Here is an 18,772-nt window from a genome sequence, read left to right on the forward strand (position 1 = left end):
TCAGCTCTCCAGCCGATGCACGCGCATCACCTCGTTGCCGCGCGGGTCGATCACCTTCACGGCCACGGTGGCGTGCTCACCCTTCGGGAAGGGAAGGCTCTCGGTGCCGGAGAGCGCCTCGAAGGCCTCTGCCGGGATGATGCCTTTCAGCGCCTTCTCGAGCTTCTCCCAGGCCTCGCGGTCGGGGAAGAAGGCCTGGGTGATGCAGAAGGTGCGCCCGCCATAGTCGCTGTCGATGAACCAGGCTGCCACCTTGTCCTGCCGGGTCGGGATCACCGTGCCGGTGAGCGGGTCGTAGATGTCCACCCCCTCCAGCACCACGCGCCATTCGCCATCGCCCGCGGGTTCGACGCGCGAGCGCGGCAGGCCGAACACGGTGAAGAGCTGGGCCCGCGGCGTGTCCTTGAGCAGGCCTTGCATGCCTGGATTCACGTCGGGGCGGATGTGCGCCATATGCACGCGCAGGTTCGGGTTGTTCGGGTCCTGCAGGATCGCCTGGGCGGCTCCGTCGAAGGCGAAGCCAGCCATGACGAGATCGTCATAGCCGCGGCGCGCGGCTGCGCGGATCAGCTGCTCCACCTGTTTCGCGGTGACGGGGCCGTATTGCGGGCCGAAGGCGACGGCGACGGTCGCGCGGCCCTCCGGGTCGTCATCCACGCCGCCCTCCGGCATCCACCGCCCTTCGGCATGGATGCCGCTGGCCGTGCTGCCGAGCAGGTCGAGGCGCGAGAAGCGGCTGACCTTATTGTCCGGGAAGCGCACGCCGTCGAGCCGCAAGAGGCGGATCATCTGGTCGAGATAGGCAGCGGCGTTTTGCGGCTCCGCCGCGGCGGCGCCTGTCGGCGCGCCGGTCTCAAAAGTCTCGTCCAGCGCCTCGGGCGCACCCTCGATGGGGCTCGCTTCGGCGATTTCGTCTAGGCTTGTTTCGGCGGGCTGCACCGCCTCTACGGTGAAGGGGCCGGAGACGCGCGTGATGCCGCGCACCACCTCGGGCTGATCGACCAGCTCCTCCTGCTCGGCATGGGCGGCGATGCAGGCGTCCACCTCGTCCTGCTTGGCGCGCCAAGCGGCGCGATAGGCGGTGATGGCGGCGGCGAGGTCGGGCGGGTGGTCTGGGTCAGTGTCGAAGGGCACGGTCCAGTGCTGGAAGCCTTCCTCGGGCTTCGGCAGCAGCCAGCGGCGGCGGTCACCGTCGGTGATGGCGCGCTTGCCCTCGCGCTTCTGTTTGTCGAGCAGTTTGCCGGCGAGGTGCGCGCGGGTGGTGTCGCTGACGGTCTTGAGCGCGGCGTTGAGCTCGGCGAGGCGTGCGTCGAGGATGGGCTCGTGCTTGGCGAAAATGGGGTCGAGCGCGGTGTTGTTGGCGATGGAGCCAAGGGTGATATGCGGCACGGTCTTGCAGACGAAGCCGCCCGCGACGCCCTTGGCTTCGTCCTTCAGGCGGTAGTGGTCGAACTTCGCGGTCATCAGCCGCTGCCGGGCGATGGCAATGGCGACTCGCGAGGTGTCGATGGTGATCCAGCGACGGCCCCATTGCTCTGCAACGATGGCTGTCGTTCCTGAGCCGCAGGTCGGATCGAGAACGAGGTCTCCTGGATCAGTCGTCATCAGAATGCAGCGCTTCACGATCTCGCTGTTGGTTTGCACCGCGTAGCGCTTGTCATCGGCTCCGACCGTATCGTTCCAGGGAACTGTGAGGTCGCCCATTGCCTTGTCATCGGCGTGCAGGACGTATCGCAGCAGGTTGCCGGCTGGGAGCACCCTGTTTGCTTCGTAGAGCCGCTTTAGGCCAGTGGGATCGACAGCATAGCCATTTTTAGGATGGTCGAACGCCTTTCCGAAAAGCTCTGGTCGGAACTTCCCGGTTTCTCTGGGTCCAGATGGTTCTAGCGACTTGCTTGTCGCAAGGATGCCTTTGCGCTCGCTGCCGCCGCCTGCGTCAGCGATCTCGCCATTCGGCTGGACGAGAAGCCGAAATCCGTTCTCGGGTCCGTAGCCCATCTCTCTGTATAGCCGGCGGAATTTGAAGCCAAGGCGGTCTTTGTCTTTACAATACCACAGTAAAAAGTCTGACATCTGCTCGATGAACCGCGTCCCGAACGGCATTGTTTTCTTTCGGAACGGAATCACGCTGACGAGATTTCTGCCCCCAAACACTTCATCGAGCAGCGCTGCGATGCGATGGACGTTGTCCTCGCCGATCTGCACGAACACGCTGCCTGTGTCAGCGAGCAGCGTGCGCGCGACGATCAGGCGGTCGCGCAGATAGGCGAGATAGGAATGCACCCCGAGGCGCCAGGTGTCGCGATAGGCGCGCACCATCTCGGGCTCACGCGTCAGGTCGGCCTCCTTGTCCGACACGGTGCGCTTGCCCGTCTCCGGCTGAAAATTGCTGCCGAAGCGGATGCCATAGGGCGGGTCGATGTAGATCATCTGCACCTTGCCCGCGAGGCCCTCGCGCTGCGCGAGCGAGGCCATCACCTGCAGGCTGTCGCCCAGGATCAGCCGGTTCGCCCAATCCACATCGTGCTGGTAGAAGCGCACGGCTTGCGCGTAGCCGAGCTTCGGGTCGGCGAAGAGGTCGCGCGTGATGTCCTGCCGCGCTGCGGCGCGCAGAATGGCCTGGGTGCTCACGCGCTCATGGATGTGCAGCGCGACAGGATCCACCGCGAAGCCCGGCAACTCCCGCTTGCCCGCCCATTCGAGCCAGGGCTCGTGCCGCCGCAGCGCCTCGGCCAGCAACGCGGCTTCCTCGCGCGTCAGCGGCTCGCGCGTTGCCTTCTCGAGCAGCGGCGGCAGCGCATCGGCCTTGCCGCTCGCGTCGAAGCGAAGCACGGGGTCGAGCCGCGGCGAATAGGCGTAGGTCAGTTTCGGGGCCGGCGGCGTGCGCCCCTCGGCGGCGATCGCGGCGGGCGGGTTGTTGGGGCGCTTCGCCCCCTCGTGGCGATAGTCCTCCACCGGCAGGCTGGCCTGCCCCGCTGCCTCGCCCCGCCTCCTCCTCGCCATCAACCACCCCCCGGCTGCTCGAATCACCTGCCGGCAGGGTGACGGAAGCGGCATACACTTCGCAACCCGCCGTTGAAGGCCGCCAGCGCTTATTCGGCTGCCTCGCCCTCCTGCTCGGCCCGGCGGGAGGGGTGGATCTGGAAGGGCCGGATCCGCTTCTGCCGGCTGGCGTAAAGGTGCGAGAGGTCGATGCCAAAATCCACGGAGTCGACCAACGCGCGCGTGTGCTGCGGGCCGAGCTTCGCGTAGTGCGCCGCCATCTCGCGCCGCGGCTTGTGGCCGACCGTGGAATCCACGAGCGTCGTGTTCGTCGTCGGCAGGCCCTCGACGGTGGTGATGAAGGTCGTGCGGAAGGCGTGGAAGTCGCAGGCGTCGGGCAGGCCGAGGCGGCGGCGCAGGTCGGTGAAGCGGCGGGAGTAGTAGGCCGAGAGGCTGTCGCGCGCCTTGCCGCGCGGCATCTCGGGGAACAAGAGGCGGCTTCCCTTGGCGCGCGCCGCGGCGGCGAAGTCGAGCAGGCCGAGGCGGATCAGCTCGGCGTGGATCGGCACCATGCGCCGCGCCGAGGCGGTCTTCCTTCGCGCGTCCTCGTGCCAGGCCACGCGGATGACGGGCACGCCCCGCGCCTCCGCGATGTCGTCGCTGCGGAGCTGAAGCGCCTCCTCGGCGCGCAAGCCCGCGAAGAGCGCAAGGAAGGGCACCCACCACCCGTCCTCGATCACCATCCGCCCCGGCATGTGGCGCCGCTCGGGCGAGCGGCAGCCGGTCCAGAGCGGCGAGGCGAAGAGGCGCGCGAGGTATTCCGGCTCCCACGGGCTGCGGTTCTTCCGCGCCCCGCCGAAGCGGTCGATCTCGGCGCTCCGGTAGCGGAAGCCGAGGAACGGGTTCGGCCCGAGATGCGTGCCCTCCTGAATGAGGCGGTTCATCAGCCCGGCGAAGAAATCCATGTGGTTGTTGATCGTCTTCGGATGGAGCCGCATGGCGAGGCGCTCGGCGTGCTTGCGCGCCAGGCGCCGGCCCTCGAACACGATCACGCCGCTCGTCGCCGGGGCCGCCGCAATGGCTTCGGCCAGCCGGTCGGCCTTCTCGATGGCGTCGCGCAGGCTGAGGCCGCGATAGAGGCTGGCCTTCGCCCAATCCACGGGCACGCGGTCGAGCCGGTCGCGGAACTGGGCGGCATGGCTTCGCACGACCTGCGGCGCCGGGATGAGCCTTTCGGAGCCGTCCCAACAATGCATGAGGCCGTGCCAGAGTCGGAAGGCGACCTTCGCTTTACCCTGCGACGCCTTGCCCCACCCGCCGCGCTCCTTCTTGCGCTTGGCGTGCGCGGCGAAGGCGTCTTCGAGCGTCGCAAGCGCGATGTCATCGACGGCCATTGCCGCCACGCGCGTCGGCGTGTGGCTCTCAGGGATGGGGAAGGCGCCAAGGTCGCTGTCGCCGTCGCTTTCGCTCACCTTCTTTGCCCGCACCACGACGCGCAGCGCCATGCGGAGCAGGGTGCGGTAGAGGTGGAAATGGTCGGGCGGGGCAAGCCCCCGTTCGGCGAGGCGCTGGACCACAAGCGGCTGGACGCGGCGAATGTCGTTCTCCCGAAGCGACCGCTCCCACGCTTCCGCCGACTGCTCGTCGTGGTCACGGGTGAGGATGTCGATCTCCTCCGGGGTGAGCGGTTCCGTGGCAAGGCCCTCCTCGGCCATCTCGGCGGGTGAGAGGACAGCGGCGCGGATGGATTCCTTGCCGAGAACGATGTCGTCGTAGATCGAGCGCAGCACCTCCATCATCTCGGCGTCTGTCGGCTGGCGGAGGGGCGGCACGCGGTCGAGCATGGCGGCGAAGGTCTCGAAGGCTGCGGTTGCGCGCGCTGCCCGCCGGCGCGCTTCCCGGGGCTCGCGGGTGCCGAGCGACCACGCGATCACCGCCCGGCCAAGCCGGGGCGCGAGGCGGCGGGGCAGCCGCACGCGCCAGAAATACCGGCCATCCCTTTCCCACACATGAACGCGCCTGAGCGCCATCGCCGCCCCCTGCGGCGCGCGTGGTGCTACAGCGAAGTGCTACACCGCCGCGAACCGCCCTTCGTTGCGGCAGAGCCAACCGATTGAGTTTTCTCGGAAATCCGAGGAGAATCTGGCGGAGGGGGTGGGATTCGAACCCACGGTACCGTTGCCGGTACTCCGGTTTTCAAGACCGGTGCATTCGACCGCTCTGCCACCCCTCCTCGGCGCAGCTCCTGATGCCACGCGGCGGCGCCCGAGTCACGACCGGGAGGCCGTGTACGGCCGAGCCGCAGACGCAACGGCCTGCCCGTTGCCGCCATGCTGATGTCACGGTGTCTTGCTGGCAAAGGCAGCCCGCTTTTCGCTAAGGCCGCTGGTGCACGCAACGCAGCGGAGAGCCCCCATGCGCCTCACGCGCCGAACCCTTCTCGCCGCCGCACCTGTCCTTGCCGCTCCCGCGCTGGTGCGCGCCGAGGCGCCGCTTCGCCTCACCGTCCTGCACACCAACGACGTCCACAGCCGGCACGAGCCGGTGAACCGCTTCGGCGCCGCCTGCCGCGCCGAGGACCAGGCCTCTGGCGCCTGTTCGGGCGGTAGCGCACGGCTCGCCGCTGCGGTTCTGCGCGAGCGCGCCGATGCCGAAGCCGCTGGCCGCCGCGTCCTGTTGCTCGATGCGGGCGACCAGTTCATGGGCAGCCTCTTCTACACGCACTGGCGCGGCGAGGCCGAGCGTCGCGTTATGGCCGCGATCGGCTATGACGCCATGGCCTTGGGCAACCACGAGTTCGACCACGGGCCGGAGACGATCGCGCGCTTCGTCCGCACCGCCCCGTTCCCGGTTCTCGGCGCCAATCTCGACACGCGGGAGGAGCCGGCGCTCGCCGGCCTCGTGCGGCCCTGGGTGATGCTCGCCGGGGGAATCGCTGTGGTCGGCGCCGTGACGGCCGAGACGCCCCGCATCTCCTCGCCCGGGCCCCGGCTTCGTTTCGGCGAGGAGAGTGCGGCGGTCGCCGCCGCCGCGGCCGAGGCACGGGCGGCAGGAGCGCGCGCGGTGATCGCTCTCACCCATGTCGGCTTCGCGCGTGACCGGGCGATCGCCGCCGCTGTGCCCGGGCTTGCCGCTGTGGTCGGGGGCCACAGCCACACCCTGCTCTCGAACTCGGACCCCTCCGCCCTCGCACGCTACCCCCAGCCGGTTCCGGGGCCGGACGGACGCGCGGTTCCGGTCGTCCAAGCAGGAGCGAACAACCGCTTCCTAGGCCGGCTCGACCTCGATCTCGATACCGAGGGAAGGGTGGTGGAGGCGCGCGGGGATGCGCTGCCTCTTGCGTTCGCTGGCCCGCGCGATCTCGCCGTCGAGGCGCTGGTGGCGGAGCTTGCGCTGCCGCTTGCGGCGCTGCGCGCGCGGGTGATCGGCGCCGCTGCGGCACCGCTGCCGAACGACGCCTGCCGGCGGGAGGAATGCGCCCTCGGCAACATGGTGGCCGAGGCGATGCTTGCCGCCGCGCGGCCATCGGGGGCCGAGATCGCGCTGCAGAACGGCGGCGGCTTGCGCTCCGGCCTCGCCGCCGGGCCGATCACCTGGGGCGACCTTCTCACCGTCCTTCCGTTCTCGAACACGCTCGCCACCCTCACGCTCGCCGGCGCCGATCTGCGCGCCGCGCTCGAGAACGGCTTCTCGGCGGTCGAGAGCGGGGCCGGGCGGTTCCCGCAGCTCGCCGGACTGCGCGTCGTCTGGGACCCTGGGGCTCCCCCTGGTCGGCGGCTCGTCTCCGCGTCGGTCGTCGGCCCCGACGGCAGCACGCGGCCGCTCGAGGACGGCCGGCTCTATACCATCGTCACCAACAACTTCCTCCGCCAGGGAGGAGATGGCTATCTGAGCCTGCGCGACCGGGCCGTCGCCGCCTATGACGGCGGTCCGAACATCGAGGACGTGGTCGAAGCCTGGATCGCCGCACGGAGCCCCGTCCTTCCGGTCACGGATGGGCGGATCACCAGACGCTAGGCGTTTACGCTTCGGCAAGCCTGGCAGGCGATGGTTGAGAGTGGAGGGCCTGCCCCTGATGCCGATCGCCAACACCGACCCCGCCTACTACCGCGCTCAGAAGCGCCTGCTCGACGAGGTCGAGCACGGCGTGCGGGAAGCCAACCGCGCCGTCATCGGCCAGCGCCTTCCCGAGATCACGCGTGACGGGTTCCTCCGACTCGCCACCGTCGTCGCGCGGCTCAGGGCCGAGTATCTCGCCTGTGCGCTCGGACTGGGGCGGGAGACGCGCGGCGAGGTGACGCGCGAGGAGATCGACCGGCTCGCTCGCCTCCGCACCGCCTATGACGAGGCGAGGCTCGCCTTCGAAGCGCTGGAGCGCTGCGTCCAGCGCGGCTATGTCGAGATCGCCGACCCGCGCCCCGTCCGCACCCCGTTCTGAAGACAGGCGCGGCCCAAGCCGTGGCGCTTGACGCGACGCGATGGGGCGGACTATTCGGGTTCCGGTTTTGTTCCGAGTCGCGCGGCGTTGGGGTCGCAGGGAAGAGGGTGGCGTCATGCCGAGGCACAAGCGAGCCGAGCTGCGGGTGGTTCCAGGCCGCGGTGCCACCACGCGGGTGCCGTCATGCTGACGCGAAAGCAGCACGAGCTGCTTCTCTTCATCCTCGACCACTGCAACACCACCGGCACCTCGCCCTCGTTCGAGGAGATGAAGGAGGCGCTGAAGCTCCGCTCGAAGTCAGGCATCCACCGTCTCGTTACTGCCCTCGAGGAGCGAGGCTTCATACGGCGCCACCCGCACCGTGCCCGCGCACTCGAGGTCATCCGCGTCCCGGACTATCTCGCCGGCAACGGCAGGCGCGCGCGACGCGAGCCGGTGCTCGCGGCCGAGAATGGCAGCACCGTCGCCGCCTTCGCCCGCCGGGCCGAGCCGCCGCCTCCCCAACGTCACGCCTCCGTGCCGATCCTCGGCCGCATCGCCGCCGGCCAGCCGATCGAGGCGATCGACAGCCACGACGCCGAGCTGCCGATCGCTCCCGAGTATCTCGGCGCGGGCGACCATTTCGCCCTCGTGGTCACCGGCGACTCGATGATCGGCGACGGCATCCACGACGGCGACATCGTGCTGATCCGTGCGGCTCAGGACGCGCCGAACGGGGCGATCGTGGTGGCGCTGATCGACGGGTTCGAGGTGACGCTCAAGCGCCTGCGGCGCCGCAAGGACGCGGTCGCGCTCGAAAGCTCCAACCCTGCCTATCAGCCGCGGATCATCCCGGCCGACCGGGTGCGCATCCAGGGGCGCGTCGTCGGCCTGTTCCGGCGCTTCGAGGCGAACGGCTGACGCTCACTCTCCGGCGAGACGGACGGCGCTCACCGGCCCGGCGAGACGTGCGAGCTCCGTCACATCCGGCAGTGCCTCGAGCGAGAGGATGGCCTCGGCGAGGGCGGCCGCCTTCGGCGGCGTCAGGATCGCGTCCGCAAGCCCGTGGAACTTGGCGGCGAGTTCCGCTTCCGTGAGGAAATTTCCGGGCTCCCCCTTGGGCACGACGACCTTGGCGCTGAAGCTGCCGCGCCCCGTCTCCACCGTGGTGCGGCCGGCCATGTTGGCGGGGAACTCGGCCTCGATCTCCGGGTCCTCGACGCAGCGGATGCGCCGCGCCAGCGCGCGCACCACAGGGTCGTCGAGCAGCGCATAGCTCTCCCAGCCCATCGCCCCGGTCGCGAGCGCGGCGGCGACGACGAACGGGCCGGAGAACTGCGCATCCACGACATTCCGCGGCTCGGCCTTCTTCTCGGCCGGGGCGCCGATCAGCAGCATGCCCTTCGCGGGCAGGTGCACGGTGACGGCGGTGATCTCCTCTGGCCTCAGCCCGTGCTCGGCCCGGAGCGCGAGGGCCGCGTCGATCGCCGCGTGGCCGTAGCGGCACGAGGGATAGGGCTTCACTGCCGTCGCCATCAGCTCGAACACCTCGCCGAGGCCTTCGAGCACGCGCTCCGGCCGCGGCGCCGGGGCATAGGCGCGGAGGAAGCCGTGGCGGCCCTCGATCGCCTCCGACGCACCGCGGAAGCCCTCGCGCGCCAAGCTCGCCGCCGCAAGCCCCGCCATCGCCGACCAGCCGACCTGGAACCGCTTGGTCCAGGCGCCGTTGGCGAGGAACTGAAGGCTGCCCGCGGCCTGGGACAGCGCGATTCCGAGTGCATCCGCCATGCCCCGGGCGTCGAGGCCGAACACCCGTGCGGCGGCGACCGCGCCGCCGAAGGCGCCGCAGGTGGCGGTGGGGTGGAAGCCGCGGTCGTAGTGGTCTCCGGCCGGGAGGGCGAGCGCGAGACGGATCGTCGCCTCGTAGCCGGCGACGATGCCGGCGACGAGGCGCGCCCCGCTCGCCCGCACGAGCTCGGCGGCGGCGAGAGCGGCCGGGATCACCGGCGCGCCGGGGTGGAGGCTTCCCGCGGCATGGGTGTCGTCGAAATCAAGCGAATGGGCGAGCGCCCCGTTTACCAGCGCTGCGCCTGCCGGGGTGTAGCGTGCGGCGTCCCCGAACACGGTGGCCGTGCCGCCACAGAGGCCGAGCGAGCGGGCGGCGGCAAGCAGGGCAGGGGTGCTCTCCGCGTCATGGCGGGCGCGGACGATGTTGCCGACGAGGTCGAGCACGAGCGCCTTGGCGCGTGCGACCACCGGGGCGGGCAGCGAGGACGCGTCGATCCCTGCGGCCCAGGCGGCGAACTCCTCCGTGATCGGGCGCATGGCGCTCTCCCTCACCGTTTCCATCCCTCGCCGCCCTTCTAGCCGAGCCGCTCCAGGCAGGCCAGGAGGAGGCTCCCGACACGGGGCGCGCAGCCGAAGCACGCGTTGAGAACCGCACGCACAAGTGGCATTGAGGAAGACATGGGTGCGACTCGACGCGTGGTCCTCGGGGCTCTCCCGGCCGTGGCGGCCGCGGCCGGGGCGCGCGCGGCGTCACAGCCCTTTGAGCGTTGGCTCTCCGAGCTGCGCGCCGAAGCACGCGCGCAGGGGATCTCCGCCGCGACGATCCAGGGGGCTCTTTCTGGAATCGCGCCGATCCAGCGCGTGATCGAGCTCGATCGCCGCCAGCCGGAGGTGACGCTCAGCTGGGCCCAGTACCGTGACCGCGTGGTCGCGGAACCGCGGATCGGTAACGGGCGCAAGGCCTTCGCCGAGAACCGCGCGCTGCTCGCTGCCGTCGAGCAACGCTTCGGCGTCGCCGCCCGCACCGTCACCGCGATCTGGGGGGTGGAGACGAACTACGGCGCCACTATGGGCGGGTTCCCCGTGGTCCAGGCGCTGGCCACGCTCGCCTATGACGGCCGCAGGAGCGCGTATTTCCGCGGCGAGCTCCTCAACGCGCTCAGGATCCTCGACCAGGGGCACATCCGCAAGGAGCGGATGCTCGGAAGCTGGGCCGGAGCAATGGGCCAGCCGCAGTTCATGCCCGGCTCCTTCCTCGCCTATGCGGTCGATTTCGACGGGGACGGCCGCCGCGACATCTGGGACAGCCGGGCGGACGCGCTCGGCTCGATCGGCAACTACCTTCGCCGCGCCGGCGCCTGGCGGCCGGGCGGGCCCTGGGGCTTTGAGGTGACGCTGCCGCCGCGCTTCCCGATCGGGGAGGCGGATGGGCGGACGATGCGGCCGCTCTCGTCCTGGGCGTCGGCCGGCGTCCGCCCGGCCGATGGCGGGCGTATGCCGGCGGGCGACATGCCGGCGGCGATCGCCGCCCCCGATGGCGCCGCGGGCCAGGCCTTCGTGCTGTTCCCCAACGCCCAGGCCGTGCGGCGCTACAACAACAGCACCTATTACGTTCTCGCCGTTGGCCTGTTGTCGGATCGGGTCGGCGGATGACGCGCCCGGCCCTAGCCGCCATCGCCGCCGCCGCGCTGATGCTCGCAGGCTGCGCAGAGACGGGCTTCGTCGCCCAGCTCGGGAAACGGCTCACGGGGAGCGCGTCGCGCGACCCGGGCGAGGGCAGCTTCGTCGTCGGCGAGACCTACCGGAGGGGAGGGGTCTGGTTCTCTCCGCGCGAGGACTACGACCTCGACGAGACCGGCCTCGCCACGGTCATCCGGCAGCGTGCCGGGAGCCGGACAGCGAACGGGGAGGTCTTCGACCCGGCGAAGCTCACCGCCCAGCACCCGACGCTGCAGCTTCCCGCGATCGTCCGCGTGACCAACCTCGAGAACGGCCGGTCGGTGCTGGTTCGGGTGAACGATCGCGGCCCTGTCGATGTCGGGCGTATCATCGGGCTGTCCGAGGCGTCGGCCCGCGTGCTCGGCCTGCCCGCCGACGGGGTGGCGCAGGTGCGGGTGCAGGTGGTCCCCGAGGAGAGTCGCCTCGTGGCGGCGGAGGCGCGCGCGCGGACGCCCGTTCCGGAGAGCGAACGGATCGTCGTCGCCTCCGCGCCGCGCATTCCGGTTGAGGCCGAGACGCTGCCCCCGCCGCCCGGCGCCCGCGCGGCGACGATGGTTCGCGTCGCGGCACCTCTGCCCGCCCCGCCGCCTGCTCCGCCGCCACTGCTGGCCGTGCCGCTGCGCACCGACGCCCTGCCGCGGACGCTGCGCCAGCAGCCCCCGGCGCCGGGAAGGCTCTGGGTTCAAGCCGGCGTCTTCGGCAGCGCTCGGAACGCCGAAGCCCTGCGTACGCGTCTCGCCGCCGCCGGCCCGGCGCACACGAGCCGCGTGACGGCGAACGGGCGCACGCTCTATAGGGTTCGGCTCGGGCCGGCGCGAACGGTGGCGGAGGCCGACCACCTCCTCGCCGCCACCCTGCGTGCAGGCGCGAGCGACGCCCGGATCGTCGTCGACTGACCGACGCGGAACCGAGGGAACCGGGACCAGATGACCGACACCATCTCCTCCACGCGCCGCCGCCTGTTCGGCGCCGCGGCGCTCGCCCTCGCCGCGCCCTCGCTCGCGCGCGCGCAGCAGCAGCGGCCGACGCAGCGTCCGCCGCAGCGCACTGGCCAGCCGCAGCCGCGCCAGCCGCAGCCGCCACGGCCGCAGGGCAGCCCGGCGAACACCCCGCTCGGGCCGGTCGATACGCTCGCGCGGCATGCGCTGATCGTCGATTTCGAGACCGGGGCGACACTGCTCGAGAAGGAGGCGGACGTGCCGATGCCGCCCGCCTCGATGTCGAAGCTGATGACGGCTTATGTGGTGTTCGAGCACCTCCGCGCCGGCCGGCTTCGCCTCGACACCGAGCTTCCCGTCAGCGAGCGCGCTTGGCGCATGGGCGGGTCGAAGATGTTCGTTGAGGTCGGGCAGAGGGTGAAGGTCGAGGATCTGCTGCGCGGCGTGATCGTGCAGTCGGGCAACGACGCCTGCATCGTTCTCGCCGAGGCCATCAGCGGCTCGGAGGAGGCCTTCGCTGACCTCCTGACCGAGCGCGCCCGCGCCCTTGGGCTGAGGCAGACGACGTTGCGCAACTCGACCGGGTGGCCCGACCCGAACCACCGCATGTCGTGCCGCGACCTCGCGCTCCTCGCCGCACGGATCATCCAGGACTTCCCCGACTACTACCGCTACTACAGCGAACGCTCGTTCCGATTTGCCAACATCACCCAGGAGAACCGCAACCCGTTGCTTTACCGCAACATCGGCGCCGACGGGCTGAAGACCGGCCATACCGAGGAGAGCGGCTACGGCCTCACGGCCTCGGCGGTTCAGGGGGGGCGGCGCGTGATCCTCGTGGTCAACGGTCTTCCCTCGATGCGCATCCGCGCCGAGGAGAGCGAGCGGCTGATGCTGTGGGCGTTCCGCGAGTTCGAGAATGTGCGCCTGTTCGGCGCCGCCGAGACGGTGGAGAACGTCCCGGTGCATCTTGGCGAGCGCGACACCGTCCCGCTTGTCGCCGGGCGCGACCTCGTGATGACGGTGCCGCGCAGCTGGCGGCAGGAGGCGCGGATCGCGGTGCACTACACCGCGCCTGTCAAGGCCCCGGTCGCGCGCGGGACGGAGCTCGGCAGGCTCGAGGTGTCGGGCAGGGGCGTGCCGCAGATGTCCGTGCCGCTCTATGCCGGGGCGGACGTGCCGCGGCTCGGCTTCGTGCCGCGGATCGGCGCAAGCCTCCGGCACCTCGTGTTTGGAAGCTGAGGCGGCAGCGCGCCTCGGCATGGGCGGTCGGTTCATCACGCTCGAGGGCGGGGAGGGGGCGGGCAAGACCACGCAGGCGCGGCTGCTCGCGGAGGCGATCCGCGCAGCCGGGCTCGAGGCGGTCGAGACGCGCGAGCCCGGCGGCGAGGCGGGGGCCGAGGCCATACGCGGGCTGCTGGTCACCGGCGCGCCGGGGCGCTGGGAGCCGCTCGCCGAGACGCTTCTGCACTATGCCGCTCGTGTGCAGCACGTTGCGCGGGTGATCCGGCCGGCGCTCGAACGCGGCGCCTGGGTCGTCTCCGACCGGTTCGCCGACAGCACCGCCGTGTACCAGGGCGACGGGCAGGGGGTCGAGGCGGCGGCGATCGCGGCGATCCATCGCGCCACGCTCGGCGACGTCGCCCCGGACCTCACGCTCATCCTCGACCTTCCCGTCGAGCAGGGGCTCGCCCGCGCGGCCGCACGGTCGGCGAGAAACCGCTACGAGCGCTTCGACCATGCCTTCCATGCCAGGATCCGCGAAGGGTTCCTGCGACGTGCGGCGTCGGAGCCGAAGCGCTGCGTGGTGATCGACGCTGCGCGCCCGGCCGAGGCGGTGGCGGCAGCGATCCGCGCGGCCGTCGCGGAACGTCTCGGGCTCGTTCTGCCGGCCGCCGCATGAGCCAGGGCGAGCTCGTCGGCCACAGGGCGGCGGCGGAGGCCTTCGCCGAGGCCGCCGCCGCCGGGCGGCTGCACCACGCCTGGGTGATCGGCGGCCCGCCGGGCATCGGCAAGGCCACCTTCGCCCGTGCCGCGGCCACCTGGGTGCTCGCCGGCTTTCCCCAAGCGGCCTCGCCGCTCGCCGTGCCGGCGGGACATCCTGCCGCGCGCAAGGTCGCTTCCGGCAGCCATCCCGACCTTCGCCTCGTCGCACGCACGGAAAACCCGCGGACGGGGCGGCTGCGCACCGAGATCGCGATCGATGACGTGCGCGGCATGATCGGCTTCCTCCGACTCACCGGTGCCGAGAGCCCCTGGCGCGTGGCGATCGTCGATCCGGCTGACGACCTCTCTGCCGAGGCGGCCAACGCGCTTCTCAAGATCCTCGAGGAACCGCCGCCGAAGGCGCTGATCCTGCTCGTCTGCCACGCCCCGGCGCGTCTTCTGCCGACGATCCGCAGCCGCTGCCGCAGGCTCTCGCTCGCGCCGCTTGCCGCGAGCGAGGTCGCTCTCCTGCTCGCCCAGCACGCGCCTGACCTCCCGCCCGCGGAGGCCGAGGCCGCCGTCGCGCTTGCCGGCGGGTCGATCGGGCGTGCGCTCGCTCTCGCCGAGGGCGGGGCGGCCGAGCTCTCCGCTGCTCTCGCGCGCGTGTTCCAGGGCCTTCCGGCGCTCGACCTCACGGCGGCCCATGCGCTCGCCGACCGGCTCGCGCGACCGGGCGCGGAGGAGGGGTTCGCGCTGTTCATGGGCCTGTTGCGTGACCGGCTTGCCGCGCTTGCGAAGGCGTCGGCCGTCGGGCAGGCCGATGCGGTGGCGCGGCTGCGGCCGCTTGAAGAGTGGGGGGGCTTGTGGGAGAAGGTCGGGCAGCTCGCGCGACAGACCGACGCGCTCAACCTCGACCGCAAGCAGGCCGTGCTCTCGGCGCTCCTCGCGCTCCGGCCGGGGGGCGCGCTCGACACACCCTGACGGCTCGATGCCGGGCGGACGCACGGACAAGACGATGCAACGACGCCGCTTCTACGTCACGACCCCAATCTACTACGTCAACGACGTGCCGCATATCGGGCACGCCTACACCACGCTCGCGGCCGATGTGCTCGCCCGCTTCATGCGGCTCGACGGGCGGGAGGTGTTCTTCCTCACCGGCACGGACGAGCACGGCCAGAAGGTGGAGAAGGCGGCGGCCGCGCGGGGAATGGCGCCGAAGCCGTTCACCGACGAGGTGAGCGCCAATTTCCGCGCGCTCGCCGCCGCGATGGGCTTCTCGAACGACGACTTCATCCGCACCACCGAGCCGCGCCACTACCGCGCCTGCGAGGAGCTCTGGCGGCGGATCCACGCCGCCGGAGACCTCTATCTCGGCGACTACGGCGGCTGGTACGCCGTTCGCGACGAGGCCTTCTATCGCGAAAGCGAGACGGTGGTGGGCGAGGACGGGGTGCGCCGTGCCCCCACCGGCGCTCCGGTCGAGTGGGTGAAGGAGCCCTCCTGGTTCTTCCGCCTCTCTGCCTGGCAAGAGCGGCTGCTCGCCTTCTACGACGCCAATCCGGACTTCATCGCCCCGGAGGCGCGCCGGAACGAGGTCGTCTCTTTCGTCCGTTCGGGGCTCGAGGACCTCTCCGTCAGCCGCACGAGTTTCAGCTGGGGCGTGCCGGTGCCGGACAGCCCGGGCCACGTGATGTATGTGTGGCTCGATGCCTTGACCAACTACGTCACCGCCACAGGCTGGCCGGACGAGACGTCCGAGCGGGCCGGGTTCTGGCCCGCCGATCTCCATCTCGTCGGCAAGGACATCCTGCGCTTTCACGCGGTCTATTGGCCTGCCTTCCTGATGAGCGCCGGCCTTGCCCCGCCGCGTCGGGTGTTCGCCCACGGCTGGTGGACGGTCGAAGGGCAGAAGATGTCGAAGTCGCTCGGCAACGTGGTCGACCCCTTCGCCGAGATCGAGCGTGTCGGGCTTGATCCGTTCCGCTTCTTCCTCTTGCGCGAGGTGCCCTTCGGCGCCGATGGAGACTACACGGAGGAGGGGCTGAGGCGCCGCCTCAATGTCGACCTCGCCAACGAGTTCGGCAATCTCGCGCAGCGCACGCTCGGCTTCATCGCCCGGAACTGCGGCGGGGTTCTTCCCATGCCGGGCGAGCTCGCGTCGGCCGACCGGGCCTTGCTCGAGGCCGCCGCGTCGCTTCTGCCAAGGATGCGCGAGGAGATGGCCCGCCAGGCGTTCCACGCCGCTCTCGAGGCGGCCTGGGCGGTGATCCGCGAGGCGAATGCCTATATCGACCGCGAGGCGCCGTGGGCGCTGCGCAGGACCGACCCGGGCCGGATGGGCACGGTTCTCTGGACGCTCGCCGAGACGCTGCGTCGCCTCGCCATCCTGCTTCAGCCGGTGATGCCGGGGACGATGTCCCGGCTGCTCGACCAGCTCGCCGTTACCGAGCGCGGCTTCGACGCGCTCGAGCGGCCGATAGCGGGCGGCGTGGCGCTTCCCGAACCGAGGCCGCTGTTCCGCAAACTCGAGGAGAGGCCGGGGAAGGGGGGCTGAGACGGTGCTGATCGACAGCCACTGCCATCTCGACCACTGGTCGGCCGAGGAGCGCCCGGGGCTGATCGCGCGCGCCCGCGAGGCGGGGGTGGAGGCGGTGATCACGATCGGCGTCAGGCTGCGCCAGGCCGCCACCGTCAAGGCGATCGCCGAGGCGTTCCCGGAGGTGTGGTGCACCGTCGGCATCCACCCGCACAACGCCGCCGAGGAGCCGCTGCCGGAAGTGGCCCAGCTCGTGGCGCTCGCCGACCACCCGCGCGTCGTCGGCATCGGCGAGAGCGGGCTCGACTATCACTACGAGAAGGCCCCGCGAAAGATTGCCGCGGAAAGCTTTCGCCGGCACATCCGGGCCGCGCGTGAAACGGGCTTGCCGCTCGTCGTCCATGCCCGCGACGCCGACGCTGACATCGCCCTGATCCTGAAGGATGAACGGGAGCGGGGAGGCGCCTTCCCCTTCGTCATGCACTGCTTCAGCTCATCGCGACAACTCGCTGAAACTGCAGTTGAACTTGGCGGCCTCATCAGCTTCTCGGGGATCCTCACCTTCCGGCGATCGGAGGAGCTGCGCGCTCTCGCCCGTGACCTGCCGGTTGACCGGCTTTTGGTCGAGACCGACGCTCCCTACCTCGCCCCAGAACCGTTCCGGGGCAAGCGCTGCGAGCCGGGGATGGTCGCCCACACCGCCCGGACGCTGGCCCAAGTCCGCGGCCTTGGCCTTTCGGCTCTCGCCGAATTCACCACCGCGAACACGCTCCGGCTGTTTCGCCGGCTCAGGCTGCCGGCAGCGGCGTGAAGGTCACGGTCCTCGGCTGCGGCGGCTCGGGTGGGGTGCCGCTGATCGGCGGGCGCTGGGGCGCCTGCGACCCCGAAGAGCCGCGCAACCGCCGCACGCGGGCCTCGATCCTGGTCGAGACCGAGGCCGCCACGCTGCTTGTCGACACGGCGCCGGATCTGCGCTTTCAGCTTCTCTCGGCCGGCAAGTGGCGGATCGACGCGGTGCTCTACACCCACAGCCACGCCGACCATGTGATGGGGCTCGACGACCTGCGCGGCGTTAACAAGCTGATCGGCCGGCCGATCCCGGTGCATGCCGATGGCCGGACACTCGCTAATCTGCAGAAGCGGTTCGACTACGCCTTCCAGCCGCTGAAGGCACCGGGGGCGTTCTTCCGCCCGGTGCTCGAGCCCAACGAGATCACCCCAGGCGTGGCGTTCGAGGCGGCCGGGGTGAGAGTCCTGCCGATCCTGCAGGACCATGGGTTCATGCCGAGCCTCGGGTTCCGGATCGGCGACTTCGCCTATTCGACCGACGTGCTCGACCTTGACGAGACGGCGCTCGCGGCGCTCGGCGGGGTGCGCGTCTGGATCGTCGGCTGCTTCCAGGCCGCGCCGCACAAAACGCACGCGCATCTCGATCGCGTGCTCGGCTGGGTCGATCGGCTTAAGCCCGAGCGGACGGTGCTCACGCACATGGGCGAGAGCTTCGACTACCGGGCGCTCGCCGCTGCGCTGCCCGAGGGGGTCGAGCCCGGCTTCGACGGCCTCGAGCTGGTCGTCTGACCATGCGCGTGTTTTCCATAATCATGATTATCGGACTTTTGGTCTGACCATCGGGAGGCACCGCTTGACCAACGACACGCCGGAAGCCGCCGAGGAACTCCGCCGCCTCCTCCGCGTCATGGCCGCCCTGCGTGACCCCGAACGCGGCTGCCCCTGGGACCGCGAGCAGGACTTCGACACGATCGCCCCCTACACGATCGAAGAGGCCTACGAGGTCGCCGATGCGATCGCACGGCGCGACTGGGCAGCACTTGCCGACGAGCTCGGCGATCTCCTGTTTCAGGTCGTCTACCACGCGCAGATGGCAGCCGAAGCCGGCCGCTTCGACTTCGCCGCCGTTGCGCGCGGGATTACCGAGAAGATGATCCGGCGCCACCCGCACGTGTTCGGAGAGGCGCGCCGCGAGAACGCGGCGGAGCAAACCGAGGCCTGGGAGGCGCAGAAGGCGGCCGAACGCGCCGCCCGCGCCGAGACGGGCGTGCTTGCCGGCCTCCCCCTCGCCCTGCCCGCACTGACCCGCGCGGCGAAGCTCACCCGACGCGCGGCCCGGGTCGGCTTCGACTGGCCGGATGCCGCGGCCGTTCTCGACAAGCTCGCCGAGGAGACGGAGGAGCTCCGCGCTGAGCTCGCCCAGGCAGAGCGCGATCCGGCGCGGCTCGCCGACGAGGTCGGCGACATGCTGTTCGTGCTTGCGAACCTCGCGCGCAAGCTCGAGCTCGACCCCGAGGCCTGCCTGCGCGGCGCGAACGCCAAGTTCGAGCGCCGCTTCCGCGCCGTCGAGGCGGCGCTTGCCGCCGCCAGCCGGCGCCCGGAAGAGGCGAGCCTTGCCGAGATGGAGGCGCACTGGCAGGCGGCCAAGGCGGCGGAGCGGGAATGACAGCGCGT

General features: G+C 70.9%; 15 protein-coding genes and 1 tRNA gene. 12 read left to right on the forward strand and 4 right to left on the reverse strand.

All coding sequences use genetic code 11. The features are described from left to right. From KO353_RS02010 to KO353_RS02020, 3 genes are all read right to left on the reverse strand, one after another. Entirely contained in the window at positions 1-2,739 is a 2,739-nt protein-coding gene (locus KO353_RS02010; protein ID WP_218286109.1) for a site-specific DNA-methyltransferase, read from the reverse strand. A gap of 353 nt (positions 2,740-3,092) precedes the next feature. Continuing rightward, positions 3,093-5,012, reverse strand: a complete 1,920-nt coding sequence (locus KO353_RS02015; RefSeq protein ID WP_218286110.1) for a site-specific integrase — start codon at positions 5,010-5,012, stop codon at positions 3,093-3,095. A 113-nt stretch (positions 5,013-5,125) separates the two neighbouring features. Continuing rightward, positions 5,126-5,215, reverse strand: a tRNA-Ser gene (locus tag KO353_RS02020). 182 nt (positions 5,216-5,397) lie between these two features. Between KO353_RS02020 and KO353_RS02025 the strand changes: the two genes are divergently transcribed. The 3 genes from KO353_RS02025 (at position 5,398) to lexA (ending at position 8,320) form a co-directional block, all read left to right on the forward strand. Next, positions 5,398-6,999 (forward strand): bifunctional metallophosphatase/5'-nucleotidase, encoded by a 1,602-nt coding sequence (locus KO353_RS02025; protein WP_218286111.1) that lies wholly within the window; start codon positions 5,398-5,400, stop codon positions 6,997-6,999. Positions 7,000-7,039: 40 nt separating this feature from the next. After that, a complete protein-coding gene (locus KO353_RS02030) occupies positions 7,040-7,420 on the forward strand; it encodes a hypothetical protein (RefSeq protein ID WP_218286112.1) in 381 nt (126 codons plus the stop codon). A 183-nt stretch (positions 7,421-7,603) separates the two neighbouring features. Beyond that, the gene (lexA, locus tag KO353_RS02035; RefSeq protein WP_218286113.1) at positions 7,604-8,320 is read left to right on the forward strand and encodes a transcriptional repressor LexA; all 717 of its coding nucleotides are present in this window, start codon (positions 7,604-7,606) and stop codon (positions 8,318-8,320) included. A 3-nt stretch (positions 8,321-8,323) separates the two neighbouring features. Here lexA and KO353_RS02040 read toward each other — a convergent pair whose 3' ends face one another. Continuing rightward, a complete protein-coding gene (locus tag KO353_RS02040; RefSeq protein ID WP_218286114.1) occupies positions 8,324-9,724 on the reverse strand; it encodes an MmgE/PrpD family protein in 1,401 nt (466 codons plus the stop codon). A 141-nt stretch (positions 9,725-9,865) separates the two neighbouring features. Here KO353_RS02040 and KO353_RS02045 point away from each other — a divergent pair, with 141 nt between their 5' ends. From KO353_RS02045 to mazG, 9 genes are all read left to right on the forward strand, one after another. Continuing rightward, positions 9,866-10,840: a lytic murein transglycosylase gene (locus KO353_RS02045; protein WP_218286115.1), complete on the forward strand. Its 975-nt coding sequence runs from the start codon at positions 9,866-9,868 to the stop codon at positions 10,838-10,840. Then, entirely contained in the window at positions 10,837-11,802 is a 966-nt protein-coding gene (locus tag KO353_RS02050) for a septal ring lytic transglycosylase RlpA family protein (protein WP_218286116.1), read from the forward strand. Before KO353_RS02045 ends, KO353_RS02050 begins: the two co-directional genes overlap by 4 nt. Before the next feature lie 30 nt (positions 11,803-11,832). Beyond that, positions 11,833-13,086 (forward strand): D-alanyl-D-alanine carboxypeptidase family protein, encoded by a 1,254-nt coding sequence (locus tag KO353_RS02055; protein ID WP_218286117.1) that lies wholly within the window; start codon positions 11,833-11,835, stop codon positions 13,084-13,086. A gap of 19 nt (positions 13,087-13,105) precedes the next feature. Then, positions 13,106-13,747: a dTMP kinase gene (tmk, locus tag KO353_RS02060; protein WP_218286118.1), complete on the forward strand. Its 642-nt coding sequence runs from the start codon at positions 13,106-13,108 to the stop codon at positions 13,745-13,747. After that, positions 13,744-14,751 (forward strand): DNA polymerase III subunit delta', encoded by a 1,008-nt coding sequence (locus KO353_RS02065; protein WP_218286119.1) that lies wholly within the window; start codon positions 13,744-13,746, stop codon positions 14,749-14,751. The genes tmk and KO353_RS02065 overlap by 4 nt, the downstream gene beginning before the upstream one ends. 34 nt (positions 14,752-14,785) lie before the next feature. Next, the gene (gene metG / locus KO353_RS02070) at positions 14,786-16,327 is read left to right on the forward strand and encodes a methionine--tRNA ligase (protein ID WP_218286120.1); all 1,542 of its coding nucleotides are present in this window, start codon (positions 14,786-14,788) and stop codon (positions 16,325-16,327) included. A 4-nt stretch (positions 16,328-16,331) separates the two neighbouring features. After that, positions 16,332-17,120, forward strand: coding sequence for a TatD family hydrolase (locus KO353_RS02075; RefSeq protein WP_218286121.1), 789 nt, complete (start codon positions 16,332-16,334; stop codon positions 17,118-17,120). Then, the gene (locus tag KO353_RS02080; protein ID WP_218286122.1) at positions 17,117-17,887 is read left to right on the forward strand and encodes an MBL fold metallo-hydrolase; all 771 of its coding nucleotides are present in this window, start codon (positions 17,117-17,119) and stop codon (positions 17,885-17,887) included. Before KO353_RS02075 ends, KO353_RS02080 begins: the two co-directional genes overlap by 4 nt. 64 nt (positions 17,888-17,951) lie before the next feature. Then, positions 17,952-18,764, forward strand: a complete 813-nt coding sequence (gene mazG / locus KO353_RS02085) for a nucleoside triphosphate pyrophosphohydrolase (protein ID WP_218286123.1) — start codon at positions 17,952-17,954, stop codon at positions 18,762-18,764. Positions 18,765-18,772: the final 8 nt, after the last annotated feature.

Source organism: Elioraea tepida (assembly GCF_019203965.1).
Classification (GTDB): Bacteria; Pseudomonadota; Alphaproteobacteria; order Acetobacterales; family Acetobacteraceae; genus Elioraea_A; species Elioraea_A tepida.